Below are 23148 nucleotides of genomic sequence, written 5' to 3' on the forward strand. Positions count from 1 at the left end.
CGGGCTTTCTCGGGACTTACCTGGGAGTTGTCGAGGCTGGAGGTGTCCTCTGCGCTCTGCGGCAGCCGGGCTCGTAGGAGGGGCTGCTGCGTCCTACGCTCTCCTGCCACGTTGCCTGAGGAGCGGCCTGTGGGGCCGGTAGCCGATCTGCCTCCTGCTTCTGAGGGTCTCTAGGCCACGGGATATCCAGACGACCCCGACTATGGCGACCAGCGCCATGATCGTGGTCGGGGCCACGAGGATGCCGATAAAGTCAGTGGCTGGGCCGCGGGGCAGCCATATCAGTGACGGAAGCATCAGCATACGCAGGGAGTTGGAGATGTAGGAGGTGCTGGCCAGCCCGTCGACATAACGGAGCACGGCCCCGACGACGAGGGCGAGGCCGAGCACGCCGACCATTCCGTACTGCACGTATCCTTCGGCAAGATACGACGTCCCGGTGCTCACCCCGGTCAGGTAGGCGTGGTCGCCCAGGGCGATGCGGGACAGGGAGTGCGACAGCGACCCGCCTATCTCCGCCCGCTCGAAGGAGTTGCCCTGTAACGACGGGACGCCGAGGAGGCGTCCGACCAGGCCGTAGTGGGCGAAGTAGGCCAGGTAGAACTGGTCTGGCAGACGGTCACCAAACACGACCACGTTGTCAATGACCCGGACAGAGACTCCTTGGTTGTAGAGAAACTCCACGATGGACGACGAGCTGCCGTTGCCACGGAGGCTCTCCATGGCGGTGAACAAGAGCATCAGGGCCACAGCACTCACAGTGGACGTCAGGGCTGTCCGCCGTGTGAACCATCCCTGACCCGGGTCGATCCGGTTACGAAGGACGACGTAGCACACGACGACGATCGCGAACACGGTGAACTCCCTGCGCACACCTACCATGAGGTACAGGCTCTTGATGACGGCCAGAAGGGTGGTGGGCAGGATCATCTCGTTGCGTGGTGGCATCGTGGCCAGGTAGATGAGATAGGCGACGAACGCGAAGTCCGAGGAGTACTCCCCGAGCAGGTTGAGAATCCCCGCGTTCTGGTCGATGTAGTCGGTGGTGTAAAGGCTGAGGTATCCCGAGATACCCGTTCTGGCGATTGTGGAGACCAGCCAGAACGCGCTGAGCGGAAAGTTGAGGACGATGATGGCCAGGGCGGCGGCCCTGACGTGTGCCCGGTCGTGCAGCGCGCGGGCAGCCCACGACCGGGCACGTATGACGGCAGCCCTGCTGCGCTGGCCGGCGCTGCGCGCGGCGGCGACGGAGCGCGGCACGCCGGGCAGGCCTGCCAGGAAGTACCCCGCCGCGGAGGCCGCGAGCCCGATGAGAAGAATGGTGACGGTTGTGGGCAGGGCGGCTGGCTCGGCGTGCGAGGAGGGGTAGTGAAAGATCCGCTCCAGGGTTGCCTGGCTCAGAAGAAGCAGGAAGAAGGAGACGAGGAACCCGCTGAAGAACACGGAGCGTCGTCGGGGGCTCAGGCTGTACATGAGCAGGTTGAGCCACATGAACAGGAGGGCGCCCCACCGCCAGTCGCACTGCCCCCACAGGATCATGAACGCCAGGGCCAGGTTCGCGGTCAGGACCCTGAGCGCAGTCTGGCCCGCCGTCGTCTGCCTGCTGGCAGACGACGGCGCGGAGGCGCCGTGCGGTGCTGACGGGGAGTTGGATGTGAGCAGGCTCATCGTGATCCTGTGAGTGAGGCACGTGCTGCGTGGCATACCTGGGCGATGTCGTCGTCGGTCAGTGCCATGTGCAGGGGCAGGGTCACCTCCGTGGCGTAGAAGGAGGCCGCGTGAGGGAAGTCGCTGGCGTTGAGGCCCAGCCTCTTGTAGGCAGTCAGCATGGGCAGCGGCTTGTAGTGGACGTTCGTCGCCACGCTGTGGTGGCGCATCCGGTCGATAAAGGCGTTACGCTCCTCGACGCCGGGCACAGGAAGCGTGGCGATCGCGAGGTGGGCGCTGGATCGCATCCCGGGCCGCTGGTGAGGGAGCAGGGTGATACCTGTGTCGCTGAGCCCTTTCTGGTACAGAGACACCATCTCCAGCCGACGCTCGACGATGCTGTCGTAGCGCGCCAGCTGGGACAGCCCCAGCGCGGCCAGGACGTCGGGCATATTGGCCTTCCACCCCAAGACCTCGATGTCGTACTCCCACGACGTCCCTGTGGTCTTGGCCAAGGCGTCCTTGGACTGTCCGTGAAGGGACAGCAGGCGCAACGAGCGCTCGATGTCGCCGTGGTCGGCGGGCAGCCCGGTGCGCCACTGCAGTGCCCCGCCCTCGGCAGTGGTCAGGTTCTTGACGGCGTGGAAGGAGAAGGCGGTCAGGTCCGCCATCTCCCCCACAGCGGCGTGCTCCAGGCGCGCCCCCAGGGAGTGGGCGCCGTCAGCGATGAGGACTGGTCGGCCCAGCGAGTGCTGCAGGCCCCCGGAGCAGCTGCCCTGCCCGGTGAGGGCCTCGGCGAGGGGACGCGTGTCGAAGGGGACGCCAGCCAGGTCGACGGTGATGACGGCCTTGGTCCGGGGTGACACGGCAGCGAGAATGCGTTCGGGGGAGGGGACGCAGGAGCCTGGCTCGGTGTCTACCAGGACCATGGTCGCACCTACATGGTGCACTACGGCGGCACTGGCGGTGTAGGTGTAGGCGGGGACGACGACCTCATCTCCTGGACCCACGTCGCACAGTCTCAGGGCCAGCTCGAGAGCGGCGGTCGCCGAGCTGAGGGTCACGGTGCCTGCGCAGCCGGTGTAGGCCGTCAAGGCAGCCTCGAGCTCACGTCCGACGTGCCCCGTCGTGATCCAGCCAGAGCGCAGGACCGAGACGACGGCCTCAATGTCGTCCTCGGTCAGGGTAGGTGGAGAGAATGGGATCATGACGTCACTCCTTGGTCTGTGTCGGGTGCTGGCTGCTGCCTCGTGGGTGCCCTCGCTCGGGGCGGCCCAGAACTGACGCGGCTGGCTGCCGGGGACGCCTCAGCGCTGGCGCGGGACGGTGACGACGTTGTCTGACTGTGCTGATCTCGATCAGATGTCGCCGTTCATGTTGCGGTGGCCGCAGCGGGGTCGGTGCTATAGCATCTTCTCGGTTTGGCCATAGGTCTTGGCCACAGCGTTTATGACGTGTACGAAGGAAGCTCTGGACTATGGGTAAATGGGTGCTCGCGGTGGCTGGGTTGCAGCCTGCTGCGGCAGGCTGCGACGACAGCCAGGACGACTGGGACAGGACACGGGGGTGAGCGCGACACCGTCGGCACAGCCACCACAGGCGGTATCGGTAGGACGCAGCGGAGTCAGGGACAGTGACGGCCTGGTGGCGGCGCCCGCGTCGGTACCAGGCAGGCCCGCGCGCCGTGCGGAACGGACTTTTAACGTGCTCGTTGTCGGGGCGGGCGACTGTGACCTGCTCATGGAGACAGCTGTCGAGGCGGCTCAGGTCCTGCGTCGGCTCGGTGTCGACGTACGTGTCAGAGCGCGTGGCTTTCCTGATGTCGACAGCGCCTGCCTGCAGTGGGCCGACACTCTCCTCCTGGAGCAGGCCTGCCCTGGCGGGGCCGCCGGTGCCACGCAGGTCAGTGAGCGGAGCGAGTTGGTTGGGGCGGCCCAGGGCTCCGGCAGGACTGTCGTGTGCTGTGAGCCCGGAGACCCCGACAACCTTGCCCTGCGGTGGCTGGCTGCAGGGACAGGGGTCACCCCTGCGGGGTAGCCTCCGACCGACCGCCCCGGCTGTGCCGACCATGTCATGATCGTTGCTCATGCCGCCTCGTTGAACTCTCCGTACCGTACCCGCGACAGGAACGACGAGGGCACGTCGTTGAGGATGACCCCGCTTATCTCGTGGCTCTCACGCCGCAGGGCCTCGGTGGCGTGCTCCAGCTGGTCGGTCGTGGTCTGCTTGAAGCGGGCGACGACGACGATACGGTCGACCAGCCGGGAGACGAGAAGACCCTCGGCCCCTGGATAGAGGGCAGGCCCGGCGACGATGACGCAGCGGTCCCGGGACAGCACCGACAAGGCCTCCTCCATACGAGGGGAGGCTAGGAGCGCTGTCGGGTCCGATGCGGCAGCCCCGGCCTTCATCACCAGAAGACCTGGTACCTCGGAACCTGTTACGGCGTCGCTCAGGCGGCTCCTGCCCTGGAGCACCTCCGACAGGCCTGGCTCCGTCAGGGGACGCCCCGTCTCCGTGCTGCGCATCCTGGCGTCGACCAGGACCGTGGGCTGGCCGGCCAGCGCCGTGGCCCGTGCCAGCTCCAGGGCGACCTTCCACGCGCCGCAGTCCCCGGCCGCTGAGGCCACCAGCACCGTACGGGCAGGCAGACGTCCCGAGCCTGTGTAGAGCACCAGTTCTCGGATTCTGGCCAGCAGCCGGTCCGTGTCCCGTGTCAGCTTGACGGGAAGGGCTCCCAGTGCTGGAGACCCGGTTGCGCGCGACGCCTCTCCAACGCTTTGGAGACGGTTGTCCATCACCGAGGCCCCGAACACGAGGAGAAGCCCGGCCAGGAGGCCCCCGACGGCCCCGAGGCCGATGTAGCGCCCCGGTGAGGGGCTGACGGAGACGCCTGAGAGCTCCGCCGACGCCAGGGGGACGACCGTCACAGGTGAGACCTCGCCCTCCAGCCCCCTGATCTCCTCCGCCGAGTGAGTGATCACAGCGTCGGCGATCTGCAGGGCGTCATCACGGGAGGAGGCGGTGACCGTCACGTTGATCGTCACCGTGCCGGTCACGTTGGTGGCCGTGATGTTAGAGGCCAGCTGCTCCGGTGTCTCGTCGAGGCCTAGATCGTTGATGACTGCCTGGGCCAGCCTGGTCGAGGTGAAGACCGGGACGACAGCGGTTGCCTTCTTCTCTGCCAGGTCTGCCGCGTCGGAGTACCTCGTCGTCATGGTGTCCTCCTCACTGACGGCGACGGACACGTAGGCGCTCGAGCTGGCGGTGTAGGTGGTGGGCGTGAGGTAAAGAAGCCCGACTGCCAGGAGGACGCCCAGCACGGGCAGCAGGAGGACCGTGCCGATGCGTCGCCGTGCCAGCGCGAGAAGATCCCATAGTTCCATAGTCGAAGGTCACGTCCTGTTCTGTGGGTCCGTGTCGTGGGTGTGCAGGCGCTGAGGTGGACCTAGTGCGGGACCCCACTGTGCGACATGGCGACAGGCTGAGCCTGCTCCTCCTGCGCGGCGGTGCCCGTGACCTCCCCCTCAACACCCTTCCCGACGGCCTTGGCACTGACTGCTGCGCCGTAGGTCCACTCCCGAACCGTGTCGAGCCTGTGCGGGGCGACCGGCTCCACCCGTACGTGGCTGATGAGTGGGTGGAAGGGGCGGATGCCGTCCTCGTCGGTGGCGATGAGATCCTCAGAGAGCTTCTCACCCGGTCGCAGGCCGGTGAACTCGACCTCGACGTCGTTGCCCGACTGGGCAATGAGCCTCTGGGCGACGTCAAGGATCCGGACGGGGTCCCCCATGTCCAGCACCATCGTGTCCCCGGGGCGGCCGATGGCGCCGGCGTGGAGGACGAGTTGGCACGCCTCAGGGATGGTCATGAAGTACCTCTCCACCCGTGGGTCAGTCACCGTGACGGGGCCGCCGCTGTCGATCTGGTGCTTGAAGGTCCACAGCATCGAGCCTCGTGAGCCCAGCACGTTGCCGAATCGGACTGAGACGAAGCGCAGCCCCTTGTCCAGGGCGATAGAGGTGGTCATCTGCTCAGCGACGTGCTTGGTGCGCCCCAGGACCGAGGTCGGGTCGGCCGCCTTGTCGGTGGAGATGTTGACCAGGGTCGTCACGGCTGTCTCCTCGGAGAGCTCCAGGACGTTCCTCGTGCCAAGCACGTTGGTCTTCCACCCTTCGTCGGGGTACTGCTCCAGCAGCGGCAGGTGCTTGAGGGCCGCAGCGTGGAAGACGACCTCCGGGCGGTGCTCCTGGAACACCTGGCGCAGGGCCTCCTTGTCACGGATGTCGCACAGGACGATGTCCCGGGTGTCCAGCAGGCCCTTGTTGTAGATGTCGAGCTGGGTCGTGTGGAGGGCGGACTCGTCGCGGTCGAGCAGGACAAGGTCGCGTGGGCCGATACGGTGCAGCTGGCGGGCGATCTCGGACCCGATTGACCCTCCTGCACCGGTGACCAGGACCGACTTGCCTGCGATGTACTCGCTGATCCTCGACAGGTCGATGTTGACCTCGCGCCTGCCCAGCACGTCGGCCAGGTCGATGTCCTTGATGTCAGAGAACTGGATCCGGCGTCGCGCGATCTCGCGTACGGGCACGATGGTCATCGTCTTGATGCCGTTGCGGGCGCACTCCTGCGTGACCTGCCTGAGCCGCTCGGTGGGAAGGTCGGCGATCGCGATGATCACGGTGCGCACGTCCTTCTGCTGGCAGCAGGAGACCAGCGAGTCGATGGTGCCCAGGACGGGCACGCCGTGCAGGCGCAGGTACTTCTTCGTCGTGTCGTCGTCGACCAGGCCGACAGGGACGAAGGGGGAGGCGGCGTCGTCCTTGGTGAGGCGGACGATCTGTCCGCCGACCTCTCCGGCGCCCAGGATGATGACCCGGTCCCGGTTGTGCGCGGCACGCTGGTAAGCCTGGGCCTTGGCGTAGGTGCGGCTCGCCCGCACAGTGAAGCGTGCCAGCAGGGCGAGAGCCAGGCTGACCCAGGGGATCGCCACGATGGCGAGCACGGAGAATGCCTGGTCGGTGACGGCTGACCACGCGGTAACGGCCAGTGCGCCTGCCAGCGTGGCGATGGCGTACTGACAGGCAAGCGCGGTGGCCTCTTCGAAGGAGGCGGTACGGAACCGCCTCCGGTAGGTGAGCAGGACCAGTCTCCCGAGCAGCAGGTTTGTTGTCGCTGCGGTGAGCAGGAACACGACGATGGCGACGGTAGGGAGGGCTGGCGGGGTGGTGTCGAGGCCGTGTACCACGAGCCCCGACACGATCCAGCCCAGTGTGTCGGTCGTCGGGGCGATGACGGCCTGCCTCTTGCTGATCCTCATGGCTGAATACTCGCTTTCGGGCTCCGGGCCGCCTGGCGGCGACCTGCGCTGTGTGCTGCCTCGCTCCGGGCGCACGGCGTGCCGATGGCCGGTGGAATCCGTTCGGGGCGGCTGGGCGGCGCAAGGAACGGGGCAATAACATCACCATAACTATGTCACACTTTCTGGGTGGGACGATGTATCTGTCTGGGAGAAGTCCGACAGAGGTGTCTTATGCGGCCCCTGACCAGCTGATCTGAGCGAAGAACGTCCTGATGGCGCGCGATTGATTCGCGACGCTTCTCTCATGGTGATGGCGGCGGTGCTTTTTACCACATCGCCGCGTCGCGAGGGTCTCCCGGCTCCCACCCTCGATAGGGCGCGCTCCTCCTGCCGCTGTTGCTCCCGCCTTGACGTCTCTGTGGCTGGTGTCTTTGCGGTTCGTCCGGTGCGGTCGACCGGGCTGTTCCCGCCAGGCTCCCGTCGGCGTGTCGCGCCGGACTAAAACGGGTGCACCCGGTCTTGCAGTTGGGGGCGCCGACCCTATCAGGGGTTCAGTGGGCAGGTGTTCTCTCTGGAAGTTTTGAGCCTTGTTTCAGTGAGTGGTCATAGAATTGTGTTTATCGCCCCACTGGCCGCATTTACGGTTGAGGAAACCTCTAAAGATGGTGGTCGTCCGCTCCTCTCTCTGCTGGTTGGGTGTCGATGAAAAGAATGCGGTGCGGTGCCGGTCTTTGCTTGCGCAGGTGTTTAGCGGGCAGTACGTCTGGATAGGACTGTCGGCTGCGCCCTGGTTGAGGTGGCGGGATCCACAGGCGGTTCTGTAGGCGTTGCTGCCCACAAACTGGGGCGGCCTCTCTCCTCGCCACCAGACCGGTGGCGAGGAGAGAGGCCGCCCCGGGGCTGCTACCGCTGGCTGAGTCCGGTGAGCTCCGCCGCGAAGGTCGCGTACAGGTGACGAGCGTCACAACGCTCCTGCCAGGTGCGGCGAGCCGCCTGGCGCAGCCGTGTGTAGTCACCGTCGTCCATGGCGGCTATGCGCTCCACGGCCTGCCGGACCTGCGCAGGAGACGGGTCGGCGGGAAGCAGGATGCCGTTGACCCCGTCGAGGACGATCTCCCCGGTACCGCCGACGTCCGTGGCGATGACTGGTATCCCGGTGGACATGGCCTCCATGATTGAGACGGGGACGCCCTCCGAGGAGCTGACGTTGACCAGCACGTGGCGTGCCTGGTCGACGTAGCTTCTGACGAGCTGGGTGTTGCTGACGAACCCGTGCAGCCTGAGCGACACGTGCGGGGGGAGGAGGGACTGTGCCCTGTGCTCAAGGCTGTCACGCAACGGCCCCTCGCCGAAGTGCTCCCACTCGACAGGGTGCCTGGACCCTGCCAGGGCCTCAAGGAGGAGCTCCAGACGCTTGACCGGGGTGATGGTGGAGCAGCTGACAACCCTCAGGGGGGATCGTGACGGCCACTGTGAGGCGGTGCCGTGGTCGGCGGTGCCCAGCCGGGCGACGACGGTCTTGTCTCTGGCCCAGGGGAACCTGCTGGCAAGGTACTCCCTGCCGTGGTCGGCGATGCAGTAGATCCTCTTCAGGTGGGCGACGGTGTGCTCACGCAGCGGCAGGTACTCCGTCGGTGCCAGCTCCTCGTACAGGTCAGCGCGGTGCGCCCGTGCAACTGAGACTGATTGCGGGAAGTGGTGACGCAGCAGCCAGACGAGGTAGGGCTGGTAGTTGAACCGGTAGGAGTAGAACACGATCTCGTCGTCACGGGCACCTGCCTGCGTCAGGAGGCGGCGGCAGACCCGGGCCTCGTGGTGGGCGCGGCTGAGGAACACGAACAGGGTCACCACTCGTGCGGCGCTGAGGCGCCCGGTGCGGTGCAGGTGACGCAGCTCCTTGTAGAGGTTGACGTCTGGCAGGGCACGAACTGACGCCAGCAGGTAGAAGACCCGGGAGCGGAAGGCGATCGGGTGAGCGCGCATGCTGGCGTGCGGCAGCGGGCGCCTGCGCAGCCGCTGGTCCGCACGCACCGACAGGGACATGACCTCGACCGCGTCGAAGCCGCCCATGTAGTCCAGCTCGGTCTCCAGGAAGGTCTCCCAGGTACCGAAGGGGAAGGCGTTGGCAAGGAGGACCAGACGCCTCATGATCGTGCCCCCGGCGTGGAGGCTTCCTCACCTGTGCGTGCACCTGCTCCCGTGCTGTCCGTGTCCAGGACCACCTGTGCCTTGATGCGTGCGGCACGCTCGCGGCACTCCTCCAGGGTGGATCCTCGAACTACCACCTGGCCCAGGCAGTCGTTGGAGGAGGTGAACCCCTCCAGGACGTCGCCCACGCGCGTGAAGACCTGCAAGTTGGTGACCCACTCGGGCAGCGTGTCAGGACGCCGGATGCCGGTGACGGTGCCCCGCGCGTCAGCGTCGATGAGCATGGCTGCCAGGGCAGCGCCGTCCCAGGGGGAGCGGCCTCGCCATGTCTCCAGGACGTCAAGGTCCAGGGCCTCACGGGCAACCATCTCGTAGTAGTCCAGGCCGTAGACCGTGGACATGAGCTCGGGCAGGCCGTTGGCGCCGGCACGACCAGTCAGCTCGATGAGGTGCACAACGCCGTCGCACTCCATGAGGTCGACGTTGACCGCGCAGTCGCGCAGGCCTAGGGCGCCAACGGCCTGCCGGACAACCTGGTCGGCCTGCTCCAGCAGCCCAGGGTCGGCCTCAATCGGGACGTGGTGGCCCACAGGTACGGGCACCTCTCCCGCAGCGAGGTCGTCCCCGTGGACGGTGACGTGGAGCACCCGGTCGCCGTGGACGAAAGCCTGTGCGCCGAACTCGCGGCCTGTCAGCAGACGCTCGATGATGACGCGTCCGCCTCTGCTGAGGCTGGCGGCCCTGGTCCATGCCTGTGCCGCCTCCTCTGGTGTGCCCACCATGAAGACCCCGCTGGAGCCCTGAAGGTCGGTGGCCTTGACTACTGCGGGCAGTCCGGTGCGTTCCAGCGCGGGGCCGACCTGCTCGTAGGAGGAGACCGCCACGTAGGCTGCGGTCGGGACACCCGCCTCCTCCAGCCGCTCCTTCATCGCCAGCTTGTCGGAGCACAGGCGTGCAGCCTGGCGGCTCAGTCCGCGCAGTCCCAGGGCGTCGGCCACTGCGCCCAGGGCCTCCAGCCCGGTGTCCAGGCAGCTGGTAGCGACTGCGTCGACCCCGGCCTGCCGTGCCCCGTCCACGACGTCGTCGATGGCGAGGATGTCGGCAGCCAGGACCTCGTCGGCCTCGGCGATCCCGGGCAGGTGCGGCTCGACGCGGGTGGCGACGACTGCGGTGGCGCCCAGGCGTTTGACGGCGCGGATGAGGCCGGTCTGCCCGCGCCCTGCGCCGATGACAAGGACGCGGCGCCCTGAGGCCGGCCCCTGGCGTGTCTCCGGGTGGTGCTGGTCTGGGGTGCTCATGGCTGTACCTCCACGGTGATGAGATTCCTGGCCGCTTCGCAGACGCGTGCTGCGTCGTTGTGGTCCTTCCCCTGGGCGATGACCACACCGACACGGTCGGTGCTTGAGTGCAGGCCGCTGATGTGCTGTCCTGCCCGGGCCAGGGGAATCACCTCCTGCACACCAGGTAGCTCACGTGCCTGGGTAAGACCGTGAAAGCCGCAGAGCGTCCCCTGGGGGGCGTCAAGGAAGCGCACCGCTCCGCCCTGCGGTCGCGGCGTGGGAGGATCGATGGGCTCCCCACAGGCCTGGCGCAGCACCAGGCCGATAAAGTCCACCCCGGTGGTCAGCGGGACCAGGTGGGAGGCGACGAAGTCCCCGGCCATCCGCGCCCCCAGCTCGACAAGCCGGGGCCCGGTCTCGGTCAGGATCATCTCGATGTGAGCCGGTCCGTCAGTGATCCCTGTCGCCTCGACTGTGTCCTGGACAAGGTGGGTGACAGCTTCGGTGGTCGGCTCGTCCAGGACGGCAGGCTGGGTGTGCCCGGTCTCGATGAAGTGCGGGGCACCAGTTGTGGCCTTGTCGGTGAGGGCGACGACATGGGCGGTGCCGGCGATGCACAGGACCTCGCAGCTGATCTCGGGGCCGGTGAGGAGCTCCTCGACGAGGACCTGTCCCGATGCTGAGACGCCCCTGGTGTAGTCAAGGGCGGTGGGCAGCTGGGCGGCGGAGCTGACCTGGACGACTCCTCTGCTTCCGGAGGAGTCCGGGGGCTTGAGGATGCAGGGCAGACCGATCTGTGCGACCGCCTCCTCCAGCCCTTCCAGCCCGGAGACGGTCGTGAACGCGGGGTGGGGCAGGGCGGAGTCGGCAAAGGCCTGGGCCATGACTGCCTTGTCGGTACAGGTCAGTGCTGTGGCCGGGGAGACGCCGGGCAGCCCCAGCGCCTGTGCCACAGCGGCAATGGTGCGCACCGGCATGTCGGTGCCCACGGTCGCGACGCCGTCAACCCTGTGCTCGCGGGCCACGGCGAGGACGGCCTCGATGTCGTTGGTGCTGACGGCGTGGAACTCCTCCGCCAGCGGGGCTCCTGGTGCCGACGGGTCCATGTCCACGACAACTGGCCGCATGCCGAGGTCACGGGCACGGTGAATCATGGGAACCTGCAGCAGCGAGGCGCCCAGGACCAGGACTCGGCGCCCGTGGTGGTCTGCGGCACGCGGGGACGGGCTTGCGGGCAGGCTGTCAGGGGCAGTGGTCATCGGTTCTCCTCGGTGTAGACCTGCTCCCGTGCCAGGACGGTGCGCAGCGTGCGTGCCAGGATCCTCAGGTCCAGGCCCAGGGACAGGTTGTCCACGTAGTAGCAGTCAGCCGAGTAGCGTTCCTCCAGGGAGGAGGAGTTGCGGTAGAAGGCCTGGTTGTAGCCGGTGATCCCCGGTCTCACGGACAGCCGTCGCCGCTCGTTGGGCCCCATGCTCTCCAGGGGCTTGGTGGCGAGGTTGGGACGGGGGCCGATGAGGCTCATCTCTCCCCTGAGGACGTTGATGATCTGCGGCACCTCATCGACAGAGGTCAGACGTAGAACCCTGCCTACGCGCGTGACCCTGGAGTCGTGACGGCTGGCCAGTGTGGAGGAGTCTGCGTTGCGTACGTCGCGCGCACCCACGGACATGGAACGGAACTTGACGATTCTGAAGGGCCTGCCCTGCCGCCCCCAGCGCTCCTGCCGGAAGAAGACCGGTCCGCGGTCGTCCAGCGCGACGGCGACGCTGACGCCGATGGTGAGCACGCCAAGGGCGGGTAGGGCGGCCACAGCCGCTGCCAGGTCCACGGCACGTTTGCCGTAGCGGGCGTAGAAGGACCTTGACTCTGTCCAGGTGGTGCCAGTGCCGCTCGGTCCTGACAGCACGTCCCTCGTGTCGCTGGTGGTCACATCGCCTGCCTCTCTTGTGTCGGCCCCGTTCGTACAGGGTCCCCGCTGCTCCGGCCGTGGCCTGGGACGCTGCGCGTCCGTCGCGCGTGTACGTGTCGTGCCACGGGGGTGACCGGTTCGTGATAATTTATTGCGAGTGTACACGGAGAAATCTGTGGTCGGCTCAGGGGCGGGAGGACGACGTCCCGGTGTGTCGTGCCCAGGCAAGCCGGGAGCGGCTCCCGTGCCTGTCCGGCGGCCGCCGTTGGCGGGCGGGGAGACCACCGTCGGTGCCACACGCCTGCCGGGGCGAGGCCGTCGAAAGGCGTCATCAGGGAGTGCGGCGGCGAGTGCGCTGAGCCGCAGAGAGGCGTCCTTGCTTCTTGACGTGGCGGTGGTGACGGCGTCAGTGACCGGGAGCCGCGGCTCGTGGTCAGTGGCGACTCTGGATGCCCTGGGGTGGCTGACGGGGTTTGAACCCGCGACCTCCTGGACCACAACCAGGCGCTCTGCCGACTGAGCTACAGCCACCGTGTGCGAGAGCCCTCGCAACAGGTTGGTACTTTATCGGCTTGCCGCCGCCGGGGCCAAATGAGGCCCCGGTGCGCTGTGTCACGTCGGCGGGTCAACGCCCTCAGGCGACCTTCCCGGCGACGCAGGACGCGGCCAGGTCTGGGTGGGCCGGGTGCTTGTGAGGCCGTCCGTCGACAGGGTCAGGACGCAGGAGCGGACGCAGACGGGGTACGGCGGACCTGGGAGGTGGGGCTGGCCGTCACGGCCGCCGCCGCTGCCTTGCACTCCTCGGAGGAGGGGCCCTCGCCCTGGGGGAAGAGTATGGAGCGGTAGTAGCGCAGCTCGTCGATGGACTCCAGCACGTCAGCCAGGGCGCGGTGGCCGCCGACCTTGTCCGGGGCGTGGAAGAAGGTGCGTGGGTACCAGCGCTTGGCCAGCTCCTTGATGGAGGAGACATCAATGACCCGGTAGTGCAGGTGGTTGATAAGCTCAGGCATGTCGCGTGCCAGGAACGACTTGTCCGTGCCGACAGAGTTGCCGGCCAGCTGCGCGGTTCCCGGATCGGGGACCAGGGTCCTGACGTAGCCCATGACCGTGCTGCAGGCCTGGTCGATACTGAGCCCGCTGCGCAGCTCGTCCAGCAGCCCGGAGGAGGTGTGCATGGCCCGCACGTGGTCGCTCATGGTCCGCAGCGCCTCCTCCGGGGGGCGGATGAGGACGTCGATGCCCTCGGCCAGAGGCCTGAGGTCGTAGTCAGTCACGACGACAGCAACTTCAATGAGCGCGTCGGTGCCCAGGTCCAGGCCGGTCATCTCGCAGTCGACCCACACGAGCGGGTCGGAGGTCGTCATCTGTCGGCTCACAGACCCATACCATAGCCGTCCTGCCAGTTGTCTTGTCGATGGAGCCGCGACGGCGTCGCAGGACCAGGCCGTGGGCGCAGGGGGCCTGACTCTCCGCAGGGAGTGCCCAGCAGGCCTGGGTTGGGCTGCCGGTGCTGTGGGACGGGACGAGGGCAGTGACGGTAAGGTCACGGGTGCAGGTGCTCCCTGCCACCCGATGCCTGATGACCTCCTGGAGCCGTGATGACTGACGTGCCAGCTCCCCGTAGCCTGGGCAGCTCCTACGTGCTGGAGCACCGCATCGGTGCCGGGGCGCAGGGGGAGGTGTGGAGCGGTCGACGCGTGGACTCGGGCGAGGTCCTGGCCTTCAAGGTGCTGCGTGCGGAGCTGGTGGACACTCCTGGCGTGGTCGAGGGCTTCATCAAGGAGCGCTCCACCCTGATGCGGGTGCGCAGCCCCTTCGTGGTGACGATCCGTGACGTCGTCATCGAGGGGTCCACCTTTGCGATCGTCATGGACTATGTGGGGGGAGGTGACCTACGTGCCCTTGTCCGGGAGCGGGGGTCCCTCAGGCCCGGGGACCTGGCCGGACTGGGCGCGGGTGTCGCTCAGGGCCTGGCTGCGGTGCACGAGGCAGGGGTGGTGCACCGTGACGTCAAGCCTGCCAATATCCTGCTGGAACCGGTGGGGGTGCCGCAGGGAGGTCCGGGAGCCGCCTCCGCCTTCCCGGTGCGGCTGCCTGGCGGGAGCTGGGCCAGGCCCCGGGTCGCCGACTTCGGCGTGGCTCGCATCTGCGACACCATTGCCGCCGCTCATGCCACGGGCGCGGTCGGGACTCCGCTGTACATGGCTCCCGAGATCCTCTCGTCGCAGCCCCCGACGGCGGCGGCGGACGTGTACTCGCTGGGAGTCGTGCTCTACCAGATGGCCTGCGGGACCCCTCCCTTCGTCGGGCAGGCGCCCCAGCTGCTGGCACAGCACGCCCGGCGCGACCCGGGACGTCCTCAGGGCATCCCAGACCCCCTCTGGGAGCTGGTCGTCTTGATGCTGAGCAAGCAGCCTGCTGCGCGCCCCGGCGCCGAGGAGGTTGCCCGTCGGCTCACGGTGATGCGCAGTCGGCTGGAGGACCTGCCTGCCGCACCGGTTCTTGCCCAGCCTCCGCGGTCGAGCGTGTCTCCTGTCCCCTACGAGTGGGACGCGGAGCGCGACCCCGGGCGCTCAGCAGGGGCAGGTGCGGGGGAGGCCGGGCCTGTCCAGGAGGCCACGGTTGCCGTGACTGCAAGTCCCACCCTGCCCCTGGCACGGCAGACGCAGCCCCCGGGGGCGTCTCCCGGCTCCTCCTCCGACTCCTGTGCTGCGAGGTGGCCCGGCGCGGCTCCTGGCGGCCCTGACGGGACGCTCGCCCTGCCGTTAGCCGGGGCCTCGGAGACGGCCCCGTACGGGCCGGGGGGCGTGGGCAGCAGGAGCAGCCGAGCGGGGGGCACCCCGGGCCGTAGTGCTGACGGTGCTGATGGGGCTGACGGTGCCACTCTGTCGGCCTACGGCTACGCGGGAGGCTTCCTGGGCGGTCCTCCTGTGGCGGGAGCCCCTGGGGGCGGGCGGTCCTCGTCCTCCAGGTCCTCTGGGCGCTCCAGGTGGAGGCTCGTGCCTGTCGTCATCGTGGTCGTCCTGGTCCTCGCCGTGGGTGCGGCGGGAACGGCGGTGACGTGGTGGTGGCTGGCTCGTGAGACCGTTACCGCTGGCCCAGGCTGGCTGTTCTCCGTACCAGCGGGAGACGGTGTCAGCGAGGACCTGCGCGTCTCCGGGGTCTCGGAGGGGGTCAACTCCCCGGGAGGTGATCTGTACGCTGCCAGATCTGACGGCGCGTGGTCCCTCTACGACCTCGCCGGCTCAGGCGGTGCGGCGGTGTGGACCGGTACGTGCAGCACGACGGCGGTCTTCTGGAACGACGACTCCCTGCTGTGCCAGAGCCCGTCGAGCAGCATCCTGGTACACAGGGACGGCACGACGTCGCAGCCTCCTGGGCCATCCTCCTTCGAGTGGGTGGGGGCGACCAGCGCGCGCACGATTCTTGTCGAGGAGAGGGGCCGGGGAGACCTTGTCGCCATGACGCCGGAGGGCAGTGTGGCGTGGCGGCTCCACGGTGACTACCGTGAGGGGCTCGTCAGGAACGGCTACGTCCTGACCCACGACAGCGGGCTCGGGGAGACGCAGGTCGTCTCTGTCTCCTCCGGCAGGGTCCTGGCCTCTGTGCGCGAGGAGGAGCCTGACTTTCCCGAGGAGGACACGGATCTGCCTCCCGAGTCCCCGACTGGTCAGGCTGACCTCGCCTCCCGGTACCCCGGTGGGTTCAACATCACTACCGGGGAGGAGGCCTTCTCCCGTGTCACTGAGAACGGTGTGACCATCTACGACTCCGACGGGACCGAGGCGCGGACCCTGGAGGGGACATACTCCCCGCAGGGGGTCTCCGTCCTCTCCGCGCCCCTGGACGCCCAGTCCCTGGCGGAGGCCTACACCACATCAGCCCAGAGCTCCTCGGCGCGCTACGCCTTCGGTCCCGACGAGCCCGTCGAGACGGTCGTCAGCACCAGTGACTGCAGCGTCACCGCCGACGGGACGCGGCTGGAGGTCCCCGCCCGCTCCCCGGGCGAGGCCTGCTTCATCAACGTGCTCGGGGCACTGCGCGGGGAGGCTCTCCTGGTGCAGGTGGGGCAGCCCTCGACCAGCACCCGCGAGACGGGAGACGCCGTCGTCGCCTACTCCCTGTCTGACGGGACCGCGCTGTGGCAGGTCCGTGGCACCATGGTGGGCCTTGCGCCACCGCGCAGCGGGGAGGCTGACGGCAGGCTGCTGGTGGCGCAGACGGGTTCCTCCCGGGTGGATCTTGCCGTGGTGTCGGTGGTCGGGTCGTAGCGATGCCGCCGTGAGATCGTTGTGGGGTCGCTCTGAGGCCGCTCTGAAGTCGCCGTGGGGGCGGGGCCGGTGGGACGGCTGCCCATCATGGCGTAGGCTTGGGTGGTGCCCACTGTGTTGGCACGTGCCTCCGTAGCTCAATGGATAGAGCATCGGCCTTCTAATCCGCAGGTTCCCGGTTCGAGTCCGGGCGGGGGCGCCAAGAAACGCATGATATTGCGGTTTTACGCCCATCGCTTCCGCCATGTCAAATACGTGGGGCGGTGTAGCGCCCCGCTTACGCAACGCTTTGGCCGCTCATCCCGGGGCCAGGGCGTCCAGGACGTCGCGTACATCAGGCCTGCGGCGTGTCCTCCTGGCGGAGCCACTGCCGCTCGGCATCGGTGAGGCAGGCCAGACGTGTGCGCAGGGTGGTGGTGTCGACCCACAGCTGCTCGGCGGCCTCGGTCTCGGAGCGTGCCCAGGTGAGCGTGGCCAGGAGACGGTCTGTGGGTATGAGCCTTCGGGCTGCCTCTGCCTCCACCGAGCGCTCGACGCGAGGAGGCTGGCAGCCGTGGTGACCGCGCTCCAGGTGGATGAGCTCGTGCGTGAGCGTGCAGCGTCTCTCCGCCACGGTCTGGTCGGTGCTTAGCCAGATCGTCCTGCCATCGGTCAGGCCCAGGGTCCTCGGAGGCATCAGCCGCGTGTGAACGACGACGACATCGGGGTGCTGCTGGGCAAGGGCCTGCCAGGGATTCCACACGGTGCCCGAGGATAGTGGTGTCGACCCTGGTGGGACTGCGGGCTGCCGAGCCGTGACGACGTCTGTGCCTGCGCCGTGCCGGAGTGCCACCCTGGGGACGTCTTGAGCGCCAGCGAAGGTTGGGCGGAGCCGGGGGTGGTGGTCCTGGGGGCAGCGTGGCTGACAGGGGCTGGTCGGACAGGTGAGCCACCGGGGGGCGGGAGCCCGCGTGTGGACGGCAGGGGCGAGCCGACCCCAAGCTACAGTAACCGTGACCCAAACGCGTGGTCTCAATCGTCGATTCTGTTACCCACTGCTCCTAGGGTTGGCTCATGCCCGTTCCACTCTCCCCGCACCGTGCCGAGGACGAGCTCCCTGTCTCCGCGCTGTCCCGCGCCCAGCTGCTTGAGGTCCTCACCGACCTCCTCCGGGACCTGGAGAGGCTCGACCTGCCGCTGAGGACGCGCGGTGTCGAGGAGGCTCGCAGGCTCCGCGACAGCCTGACCGGTCAGGTACGTGACCAGGTCCTGCCTCGCCTGCAGGACGCTGACATCCCGTCGGTCGTCGTCGTGGGAGGCTCTACCGGGGCGGGCAAGTCCACGCTGGTCAACTCCGTCCTCGGCCGGGAGGTCTCTGACGCCGGCGTCCTTCGTCCCACTACTCGTGTCCCTGTCCTCGTGGTCAACCCCGAGGACCGTGAGTCGCTTGCGGACCACCCGCTGAGGGAGGCGTGCGAGGAGGTGGTCTCTGACGCCATACCCCCTGGGCTGGCCCTCATCGACGCCTCGGACCTGGACTCCGTGCACGAGGCCAACCGGGTGCTGGCAGGCCGTCTGCTGGACGCCGCCGACCTGTGGCTCTTCGTCACGACTGCGGCGCGCTACGGCGACCAGACCCCCTGGGCCACCCTGGAGGAGGCGGCGTCCCGGGACACACCCATTGCTGTCGTCCTTAACCGTGCCCCGGCCAGGATCCTGTCCGAGGTGCGCCGTGACCTCACGACACGTCTTGAGGACCTGGGCCTGTCCGAGGCGCCGTTCTTCGTGGTACCCGACGCCGGGCCGCACGAGGGGATGCTGGAGGGCTCGGCGGTGGCGGAGGTGCGTGACTGGCTGCGGCTGCTGGCCGGGCGGCACCGTGCTGCCGGGCTGGTACGTCGTACGGGTCGAGGCCTGTGGGCCGCTCTGCGCAACGACCTGTCCGACCTGGCTGAGGCCGTTGACGCCCAGGAGGCCGCCGCCCAGGAGCTGGAGGCGGTGGACACCTCGTTGCGGGAGGAGGCGATCGGTCGGGTCCGGGCTGATATCGACCGGGGGGCAGCGGGGGAGGGCGCGACCGCAACTCGGTGGCTCACGCTGGCGTCCTCAGGGGCGCCGCTGGCTGCCCTGGCGCAGGGCAGGCGTCTACGTCGAGGCTTTCTGGGCAGGACGGAGAAGGCGCGGGCGCGGGGCCTGTCGGTCCTGGCCGAGGACGCCAGGCAGGCGCTCGCAGCACAGCTGGAGGCTGCCATGATCTCTCTGAGGAGCCAGGCGGAGCAGGCGTGGCGGGAGGCGGGTGCCGGGGACCGTGCCGCTCGTGCCCTGGGCCACGGGGATCCCGCCGACGTGACGATCGAGTCGTGGAGCGGCTACCTGAGGGCCAATCTCACTGAGTCGCCTCGAGGGCTGGCTCCTCACGCTTTTGTCGATCTCCTGGTCGCGGCGGCCAGCGGTGTCGAGGGCGCTGCCCAGTCGGCTCGTCACCTCGGGGCAGGTGAGCAGGTGCAGACAGCAAGGAGCCTTCTGGGGGAGGCGGTCGTCGAGGCGCTGACCGCTGCACTTCCCCCAGGAGCCGCTGCCTCCCTGGCCCCGGCCTCCGGCTTCGCGGCCGCGCTGCGGCTGAGGTCCGGTGAGCTCAAGCCCTTTACACGTCCCGGAGCCGCGACATGAGTCACCCAGTTCGTCACGCCGAGTCCGCTCCCGCCAAGCCGGTTCCCGCCCTTGACGCCGCCTACCTGGAGAACAGGCTCACCAGAATCCGGGAGGGACTGGAGGCCTGCCCGACAGAGGTTCCTGCTGCTCTCGCCCTGTCGGCGCACGAGGGCCTGGACGCCGTGGCCGAGCGGCTCGACCTGGGGGTGGACCACACGGTCGTGGCTCTTTTCGGAGGTACCGGCTCTGGGAAGTCCTCTTTGTTCAACGCGCTGACTGAGCTGGATTTTGCCGACGTCGGTGCCCGCCGTCCCACGACGTCGCGTGCTGCGGCCTGCTCCTGGGGAGACGAGGCGGCTGCCCTCCTGGACTTTCTGGGCGTCTCCTCCGAGAGGCGTATTCGTCGTGACTCCATCCTGGACGCGGCTGACCAGGACAGGATGAGCGGGCTGGTGCTCCTGGACGTTCCCGACTACGACTCGGTGACTACTGAGCACTCTCTCCAGGTGGACCGCCTGGTGCCGCTTGCTGACATCCTGGTGTGGGTCGTGGACCCCCAGAAGTACGCTGATGCCGCGTTGCACGAGGGGTACCTACGCGGGCTGGGGGCACGTCAGGAGGACATGCTGGTCCTGGTCAACCAGGTGGACACTCTCCCAGAGGGCGGGCTGGAGACGCTTCTGGAGGATGTCCGCTCCCTGCTGAGGCAGGACGGGCTGACACAGGTGCAGGTTCTACCCGTCTCTGCCGTGAGGGGTGACAACCTGGAGGCGGTTCGTGACCTGCTGCGTCGTCGGGTCGCCCGGGAGTCCAACGCGGCCAGGACCGCCTCGGCCGAGCTCGACGCCATTGCGCGGCGACTGCGGCCCACGGTGGCTGACCACCGGATCGAGCTTGACCCGCAGGCCACGCGTGCCGTTGAGGCGGCTCTGCTGCAGGCCTCCGGTGCGCGCGCTGTCGAGGACTCGATACGCAGCGGTCTGGGCCGGGTGCTTCCACGGGCGCTGGCTCGTCCGGAGCCGCCGGCCCTGAGCGCGGTGAGGGCCGCACGGGCTACGTGGGTGCACCGTGCCTGCGAGGGGCTGCCCGAGGTCTGGGGACGTAGCCTGGACCGGGAGGTCGTCGCTCCTGAGACCCTGGCGGGTCGGGCGGCTGAGGCGGTCAGCTCGGTGCCCCTGCCAGGGCATCGCAAGCCTGTGGTCGACCTGCTCTGGTGGGCGGGGGTGATCCTGGTGCTGGGCGCCGTGGCCTGGGCGGCCGCAGCGGTCTTGCAGGGTCGGGAGGGTGTTCTTCCTGCGGCTGTGCTGCTGGCGGTGGGTGTCGTCGCAGCGCTGACCGCCATGGTCTGCCGTCGCCGTCGCGCCCGTCAGGAGGCAGACCGCTACACCCAGCTGGTGCGCTCGCGCATTGGTACTGTCGTGGAGCGCGGCCTGACCCTGCCCGCCTCCAGGGTCCTGGACCACCACGGGATGCTGCAGTCTGCGCTGGGGCTGTGAGACTGAGGCTGTGAGCCGAGGAGCCTGAGACAGGGTGACGTGGCGCTCGGCGGTGCGACCGGAGGACGGCACCACAGGTGCCTGGGTACGGGGCCGGTCCACAGGCAGGGTGCTCTGCGCTGCCGAGGATCTGCGCACCCGTAGCAGGCTTGAGGCACGAAGGGCGGCACGGGGCCGCCTGGGAGTCAAGGAGCACGCTATGACTCGTCAGCCTGACCTCACTGTCCAGGGCGTTCTGGGAACAAATCCTGTGCTGTCCCGTACTGAAGGGGGACGTGCCTACTGTCGCTTCCGAGTTGCGGTCACTCCGTCCTACCGGACCGAGCAGGGGTGGCAGGACGCCGGGACCATATGGTTCACAGCCAAGGCCTGGGGCCGCCTTGCGGAGAACCTCAGCCTCTCCCTGCGCAAGGGCGACCCGGTGCTGCTGACGGGCCGCCTGTCCGAGGAGACCTGGAGCACGTCGGAGGGCACTCACAGTTCCAACGTGATCACGCTGTGGTCGGTGGGGCACGACCTGACGCGTGGTGAGAGCCGGTTCGCGCGCGTCCGGGCTGCGGACGCGCCCTCGGTGCCCGATACCCGTGAGGAAGGGCGCTCGCCTGGCGGTGAGACCGTTGGAGCCCTTGACAGCCCTGCGGGGGTCTCTGAGAGGCTCCCGGCAGGGATCTCGGCCTTTCCTGAGCCCCTGTCGGCCGGTGGCGGGGACGCCGCAGGCGGGCTCGCCGAGGTGGACGTCGTCGACGACGTGCAGGACGCGGCCGATGCGGACGCCTCCAGCCGCTCCGCGCTCCTCGGCAGCCACGGTGTCGCCGTGAGAGAGGCGACTGCTGTGCCTGCTGGCTCTGGTCGCGCTGTGCCGTCAGCCCCCGAGTACGTGGTGGCCGACGCCGCAGCGACCTGGGACTCTGAGACAGCCCTGGGACTCTGAGACAGCCCTGGGACTCTGAGGCGGAGCTTTGAGGCCTGGGCTGGTCTGCTCAGGACGTGCTGGGCACCTCCAGGCGGCAGCGGAGGTCCGCCGGGTGCGCGACGTGCAGGATCTCGACCAGGATGCGTGCCGTCATCTCTGCGGCTGCCGTGCTGTCAGGCAGGAGCCGTGATGCTGCGGTGGGGCTCACGTGCCAGCCAAGGACCTCCAGGCTCCGGCGCTCCTGCGGGCCCAGCAGCGCGCGACCTGAGGCGTCCAGGAGCGGCAGGAGTACCTCGGTCCCGTCGTGGCGCGGTGCCAGCACGACTGCTGGTGGCTCTGGTGATGGTGGTCGGCGCCGTCGGTGGGGCAGTTTCCACGGCATCCACGGCACCTGTGGCACCCGCGACGGGGAGCGGGTGAGCGGGTCCTCGGCGTCGTGGTGTGGTGGCGGTGGCGCTGTCAGTACCAGCGCCTCCGGTGGCGGTGGAGTGGTCCGGCCCTGTGACGTGCTGCGGGACTCGTGGTTGCCGAGCAGGTGGCTGCTCACTCGTGGGCTGCCCGGGCAGGCGTGCGACAAGGTGTCCAGGAAGGCAGGCAGGGAGGAGGTGAACCGAGCCCAGCTGCCCACGTCCACGTGGGTGGTGGCGGGGTCGTCTCCCCGGCTCCCGACGCCAGGATCCTCCATGGGCGCCAGGGTAGTCCTGGCGAGCCCGCCGGGCGGGCCTGGTCCTGCTGCCGCTACAGCCCACATCGGCTGCTGGCGTGTCACAACAGTGAAAGACGGGTCCGGCGCATACGGTGGCTACGAGCCTGGGCGCAGTGCCCGAGTCGCAGCCACGGGGGAGCAGCCAACTGATGATCCGTTTTGACCACGTCTCCAAGGTCTACAAACGAGGTGCACGTCCTGCGCTCGACGAGGTCGACATCGAGGTCGAGCGCGACGAGTTCGTGTTCCTTGTCGGCGCCTCGGGGTCGGGCAAGTCCACCTTCCTGCGCCTGGTGCTTCGTGAGGAGAGGCCGACATCTGGAAGCATCCACGTCCTGGGGCGTGACCTCTCCCAGGTCTCCACCTGGAAGGTGCCCCAGCTGCGCCGGGAGATGGGGTTCGTCTTCCAGGACTTCCGTCTGCTGGAGAACAAGACGGTCCTGGAGAACGTCGCCCTGGCCTCCCAGGTCATCGGCAAGCCGCGCCACTACATCCTGTCCGCAGTCCCTGAGGCCCTGGAGCTCGTCGGCCTGTCGGGCAAGGAGAAGAGGCTTCCCCACGAGCTCAGCGGCGGCGAGCAGCAGCGGGTGGCGGTGGCCCGTGCCATGGTCAACCGTCCCAAGCTCCTTCTTGCTGACGAGCCTACCGGCAACCTCGACCCGTCCACCTCGGTCGGTATCATGCGGCTCTTCGACCGGATCAACCGTCAAGGAACCACTGTCGTCATGGCGACCCACGACGACGAGATCGTGGACCAGATGCGTAAACGTGTTATTGAGCTCAAGGGTGGCCAGGTCGTGCGTGACCAGGCTCGTGGCGTCTACGGCTCGGACCGCTGAAGG

17 protein-coding genes and 2 tRNA genes are annotated in these 23148 nt (G+C 68.3%); 7 read left to right on the top strand and 12 right to left on the bottom strand.

The window, feature by feature from the left end; all coding sequences use genetic code 11:
- Positions 1-93: 93 nt before the first annotated feature.
- Positions 94-1668, bottom strand: a complete 1575-nt coding sequence (locus CWS50_RS03660; protein WP_164860070.1) for an O-antigen polysaccharide polymerase Wzy family protein — start codon at positions 1666-1668, stop codon at positions 94-96.
- Complete coding sequence (locus CWS50_RS03665; RefSeq protein ID WP_127841706.1) at positions 1665-2855, bottom strand: DegT/DnrJ/EryC1/StrS family aminotransferase; 1191 nt, start codon at positions 2853-2855, stop codon at positions 1665-1667. Before CWS50_RS03665 ends, CWS50_RS03660 begins: the two co-directional genes overlap by 4 nt.
- 358 nt (positions 2856-3213) lie before the next feature.
- Between CWS50_RS03665 and CWS50_RS03670 the strand changes: the two genes are divergently transcribed.
- A complete protein-coding gene (locus CWS50_RS03670) occupies positions 3214-3684 on the top strand; it encodes a Rossmann-fold NAD(P)-binding domain-containing protein (RefSeq protein ID WP_127841707.1) in 471 nt (156 codons plus the stop codon).
- A 47-nt stretch (positions 3685-3731) separates the two neighbouring features.
- Here the strand turns inward: CWS50_RS03670 and CWS50_RS03675 are convergent, their stop codons facing one another.
- From CWS50_RS03675 to orn, 8 genes are all read right to left on the bottom strand, one after another.
- Entirely contained in the window at positions 3732-5033 is a 1302-nt protein-coding gene (locus CWS50_RS03675) for a tyrosine-protein kinase domain-containing protein (RefSeq protein WP_127841708.1), read from the bottom strand.
- Between the two features lie 62 nt (positions 5034-5095).
- A complete protein-coding gene (locus tag CWS50_RS03680; RefSeq protein ID WP_127841709.1) occupies positions 5096-6970 on the bottom strand; it encodes a nucleoside-diphosphate sugar epimerase/dehydratase in 1875 nt (624 codons plus the stop codon).
- 885 nt (positions 6971-7855) lie between these two features.
- Positions 7856-9100: a glycosyltransferase gene (locus CWS50_RS03685; RefSeq protein ID WP_127841710.1), complete on the bottom strand. Its 1245-nt coding sequence runs from the start codon at positions 9098-9100 to the stop codon at positions 7856-7858.
- Positions 9097-10398: an ATP-grasp domain-containing protein gene (locus CWS50_RS03690; protein WP_127841711.1), complete on the bottom strand. Its 1302-nt coding sequence runs from the start codon at positions 10396-10398 to the stop codon at positions 9097-9099. The genes CWS50_RS03685 and CWS50_RS03690 overlap by 4 nt, the downstream gene beginning before the upstream one ends.
- Complete coding sequence (locus CWS50_RS03695; protein WP_127841712.1) at positions 10395-11639, bottom strand: ATP-grasp domain-containing protein; 1245 nt, start codon at positions 11637-11639, stop codon at positions 10395-10397. The genes CWS50_RS03690 and CWS50_RS03695 overlap by 4 nt, the downstream gene beginning before the upstream one ends.
- Entirely contained in the window at positions 11636-12310 is a 675-nt protein-coding gene (locus CWS50_RS03700) for a sugar transferase (RefSeq protein WP_206610463.1), read from the bottom strand. The genes CWS50_RS03695 and CWS50_RS03700 overlap by 4 nt, the downstream gene beginning before the upstream one ends.
- 434 nt (positions 12311-12744) lie before the next feature.
- A tRNA-His gene (locus CWS50_RS03705) sits at positions 12745-12820 on the bottom strand.
- A 182-nt stretch (positions 12821-13002) separates the two neighbouring features.
- A complete protein-coding gene (orn, locus tag CWS50_RS03710) occupies positions 13003-13653 on the bottom strand; it encodes an oligoribonuclease (RefSeq protein WP_127843215.1) in 651 nt (216 codons plus the stop codon).
- Between the two features lie 234 nt (positions 13654-13887).
- On the opposite strand from orn, the gene CWS50_RS03715 reads away from it, so the two are divergent.
- Positions 13888-16560, top strand: a complete 2673-nt coding sequence (locus CWS50_RS03715) for a serine/threonine-protein kinase (RefSeq protein ID WP_127841713.1) — start codon at positions 13888-13890, stop codon at positions 16558-16560.
- Positions 16561-16686: 126 nt separating this feature from the next.
- Positions 16687-16762, top strand: a tRNA-Arg gene (locus tag CWS50_RS03720).
- A gap of 132 nt (positions 16763-16894) precedes the next feature.
- Here CWS50_RS03720 and CWS50_RS03725 read toward each other — a convergent pair.
- Positions 16895-17392, bottom strand: coding sequence for an ImmA/IrrE family metallo-endopeptidase (locus CWS50_RS03725; RefSeq protein ID WP_341472736.1), 498 nt, complete (start codon positions 17390-17392; stop codon positions 16895-16897).
- Between the two features lie 221 nt (positions 17393-17613).
- On the opposite strand from CWS50_RS03725, the gene CWS50_RS03730 reads away from it, so the two are divergent.
- The 3 genes from CWS50_RS03730 to CWS50_RS13180 all read left to right on the top strand — a co-directional run bounded on the left by CWS50_RS03730 (position 17614) and on the right by CWS50_RS13180 (position 21618).
- Positions 17614-19209, top strand: coding sequence for a GTPase domain-containing protein (locus CWS50_RS03730; RefSeq protein ID WP_127841715.1), 1596 nt, complete (start codon positions 17614-17616; stop codon positions 19207-19209).
- Entirely contained in the window at positions 19206-20687 is a 1482-nt protein-coding gene (locus CWS50_RS03735; RefSeq protein WP_127841716.1) for a GTPase, read from the top strand. The genes CWS50_RS03730 and CWS50_RS03735 overlap by 4 nt, the downstream gene beginning before the upstream one ends.
- Before the next feature lie 199 nt (positions 20688-20886).
- Positions 20887-21618 carry a single-stranded DNA-binding protein gene (locus CWS50_RS13180; protein ID WP_180342336.1) on the top strand — a complete coding sequence of 244 codons (732 nt, stop codon included), beginning with the start codon at positions 20887-20889 and terminating at the stop codon, positions 21616-21618.
- 49 nt (positions 21619-21667) lie between these two features.
- On the opposite strand, the gene CWS50_RS03745 is transcribed toward CWS50_RS13180, so the two are convergent.
- Positions 21668-22285, bottom strand: a complete 618-nt coding sequence (locus CWS50_RS03745; RefSeq protein ID WP_127841717.1) for a hypothetical protein — start codon at positions 22283-22285, stop codon at positions 21668-21670.
- Positions 22286-22455: 170 nt separating this feature from the next.
- Here CWS50_RS03745 and ftsE point away from each other — a divergent pair, with 170 nt between their 5' ends.
- Positions 22456-23145 carry a cell division ATP-binding protein FtsE gene (ftsE, locus tag CWS50_RS03750; RefSeq protein WP_127841718.1) on the top strand — a complete coding sequence of 230 codons (690 nt, stop codon included), beginning with the start codon at positions 22456-22458 and terminating at the stop codon, positions 23143-23145.
- Positions 23146-23148: the final 3 nt, after the last annotated feature.

The sequence above is a fragment of the Actinomyces wuliandei genome (assembly GCF_004010955.1).
Lineage (GTDB): Bacteria > Actinomycetota > Actinomycetes > Actinomycetales > Actinomycetaceae > Actinomyces > Actinomyces wuliandei.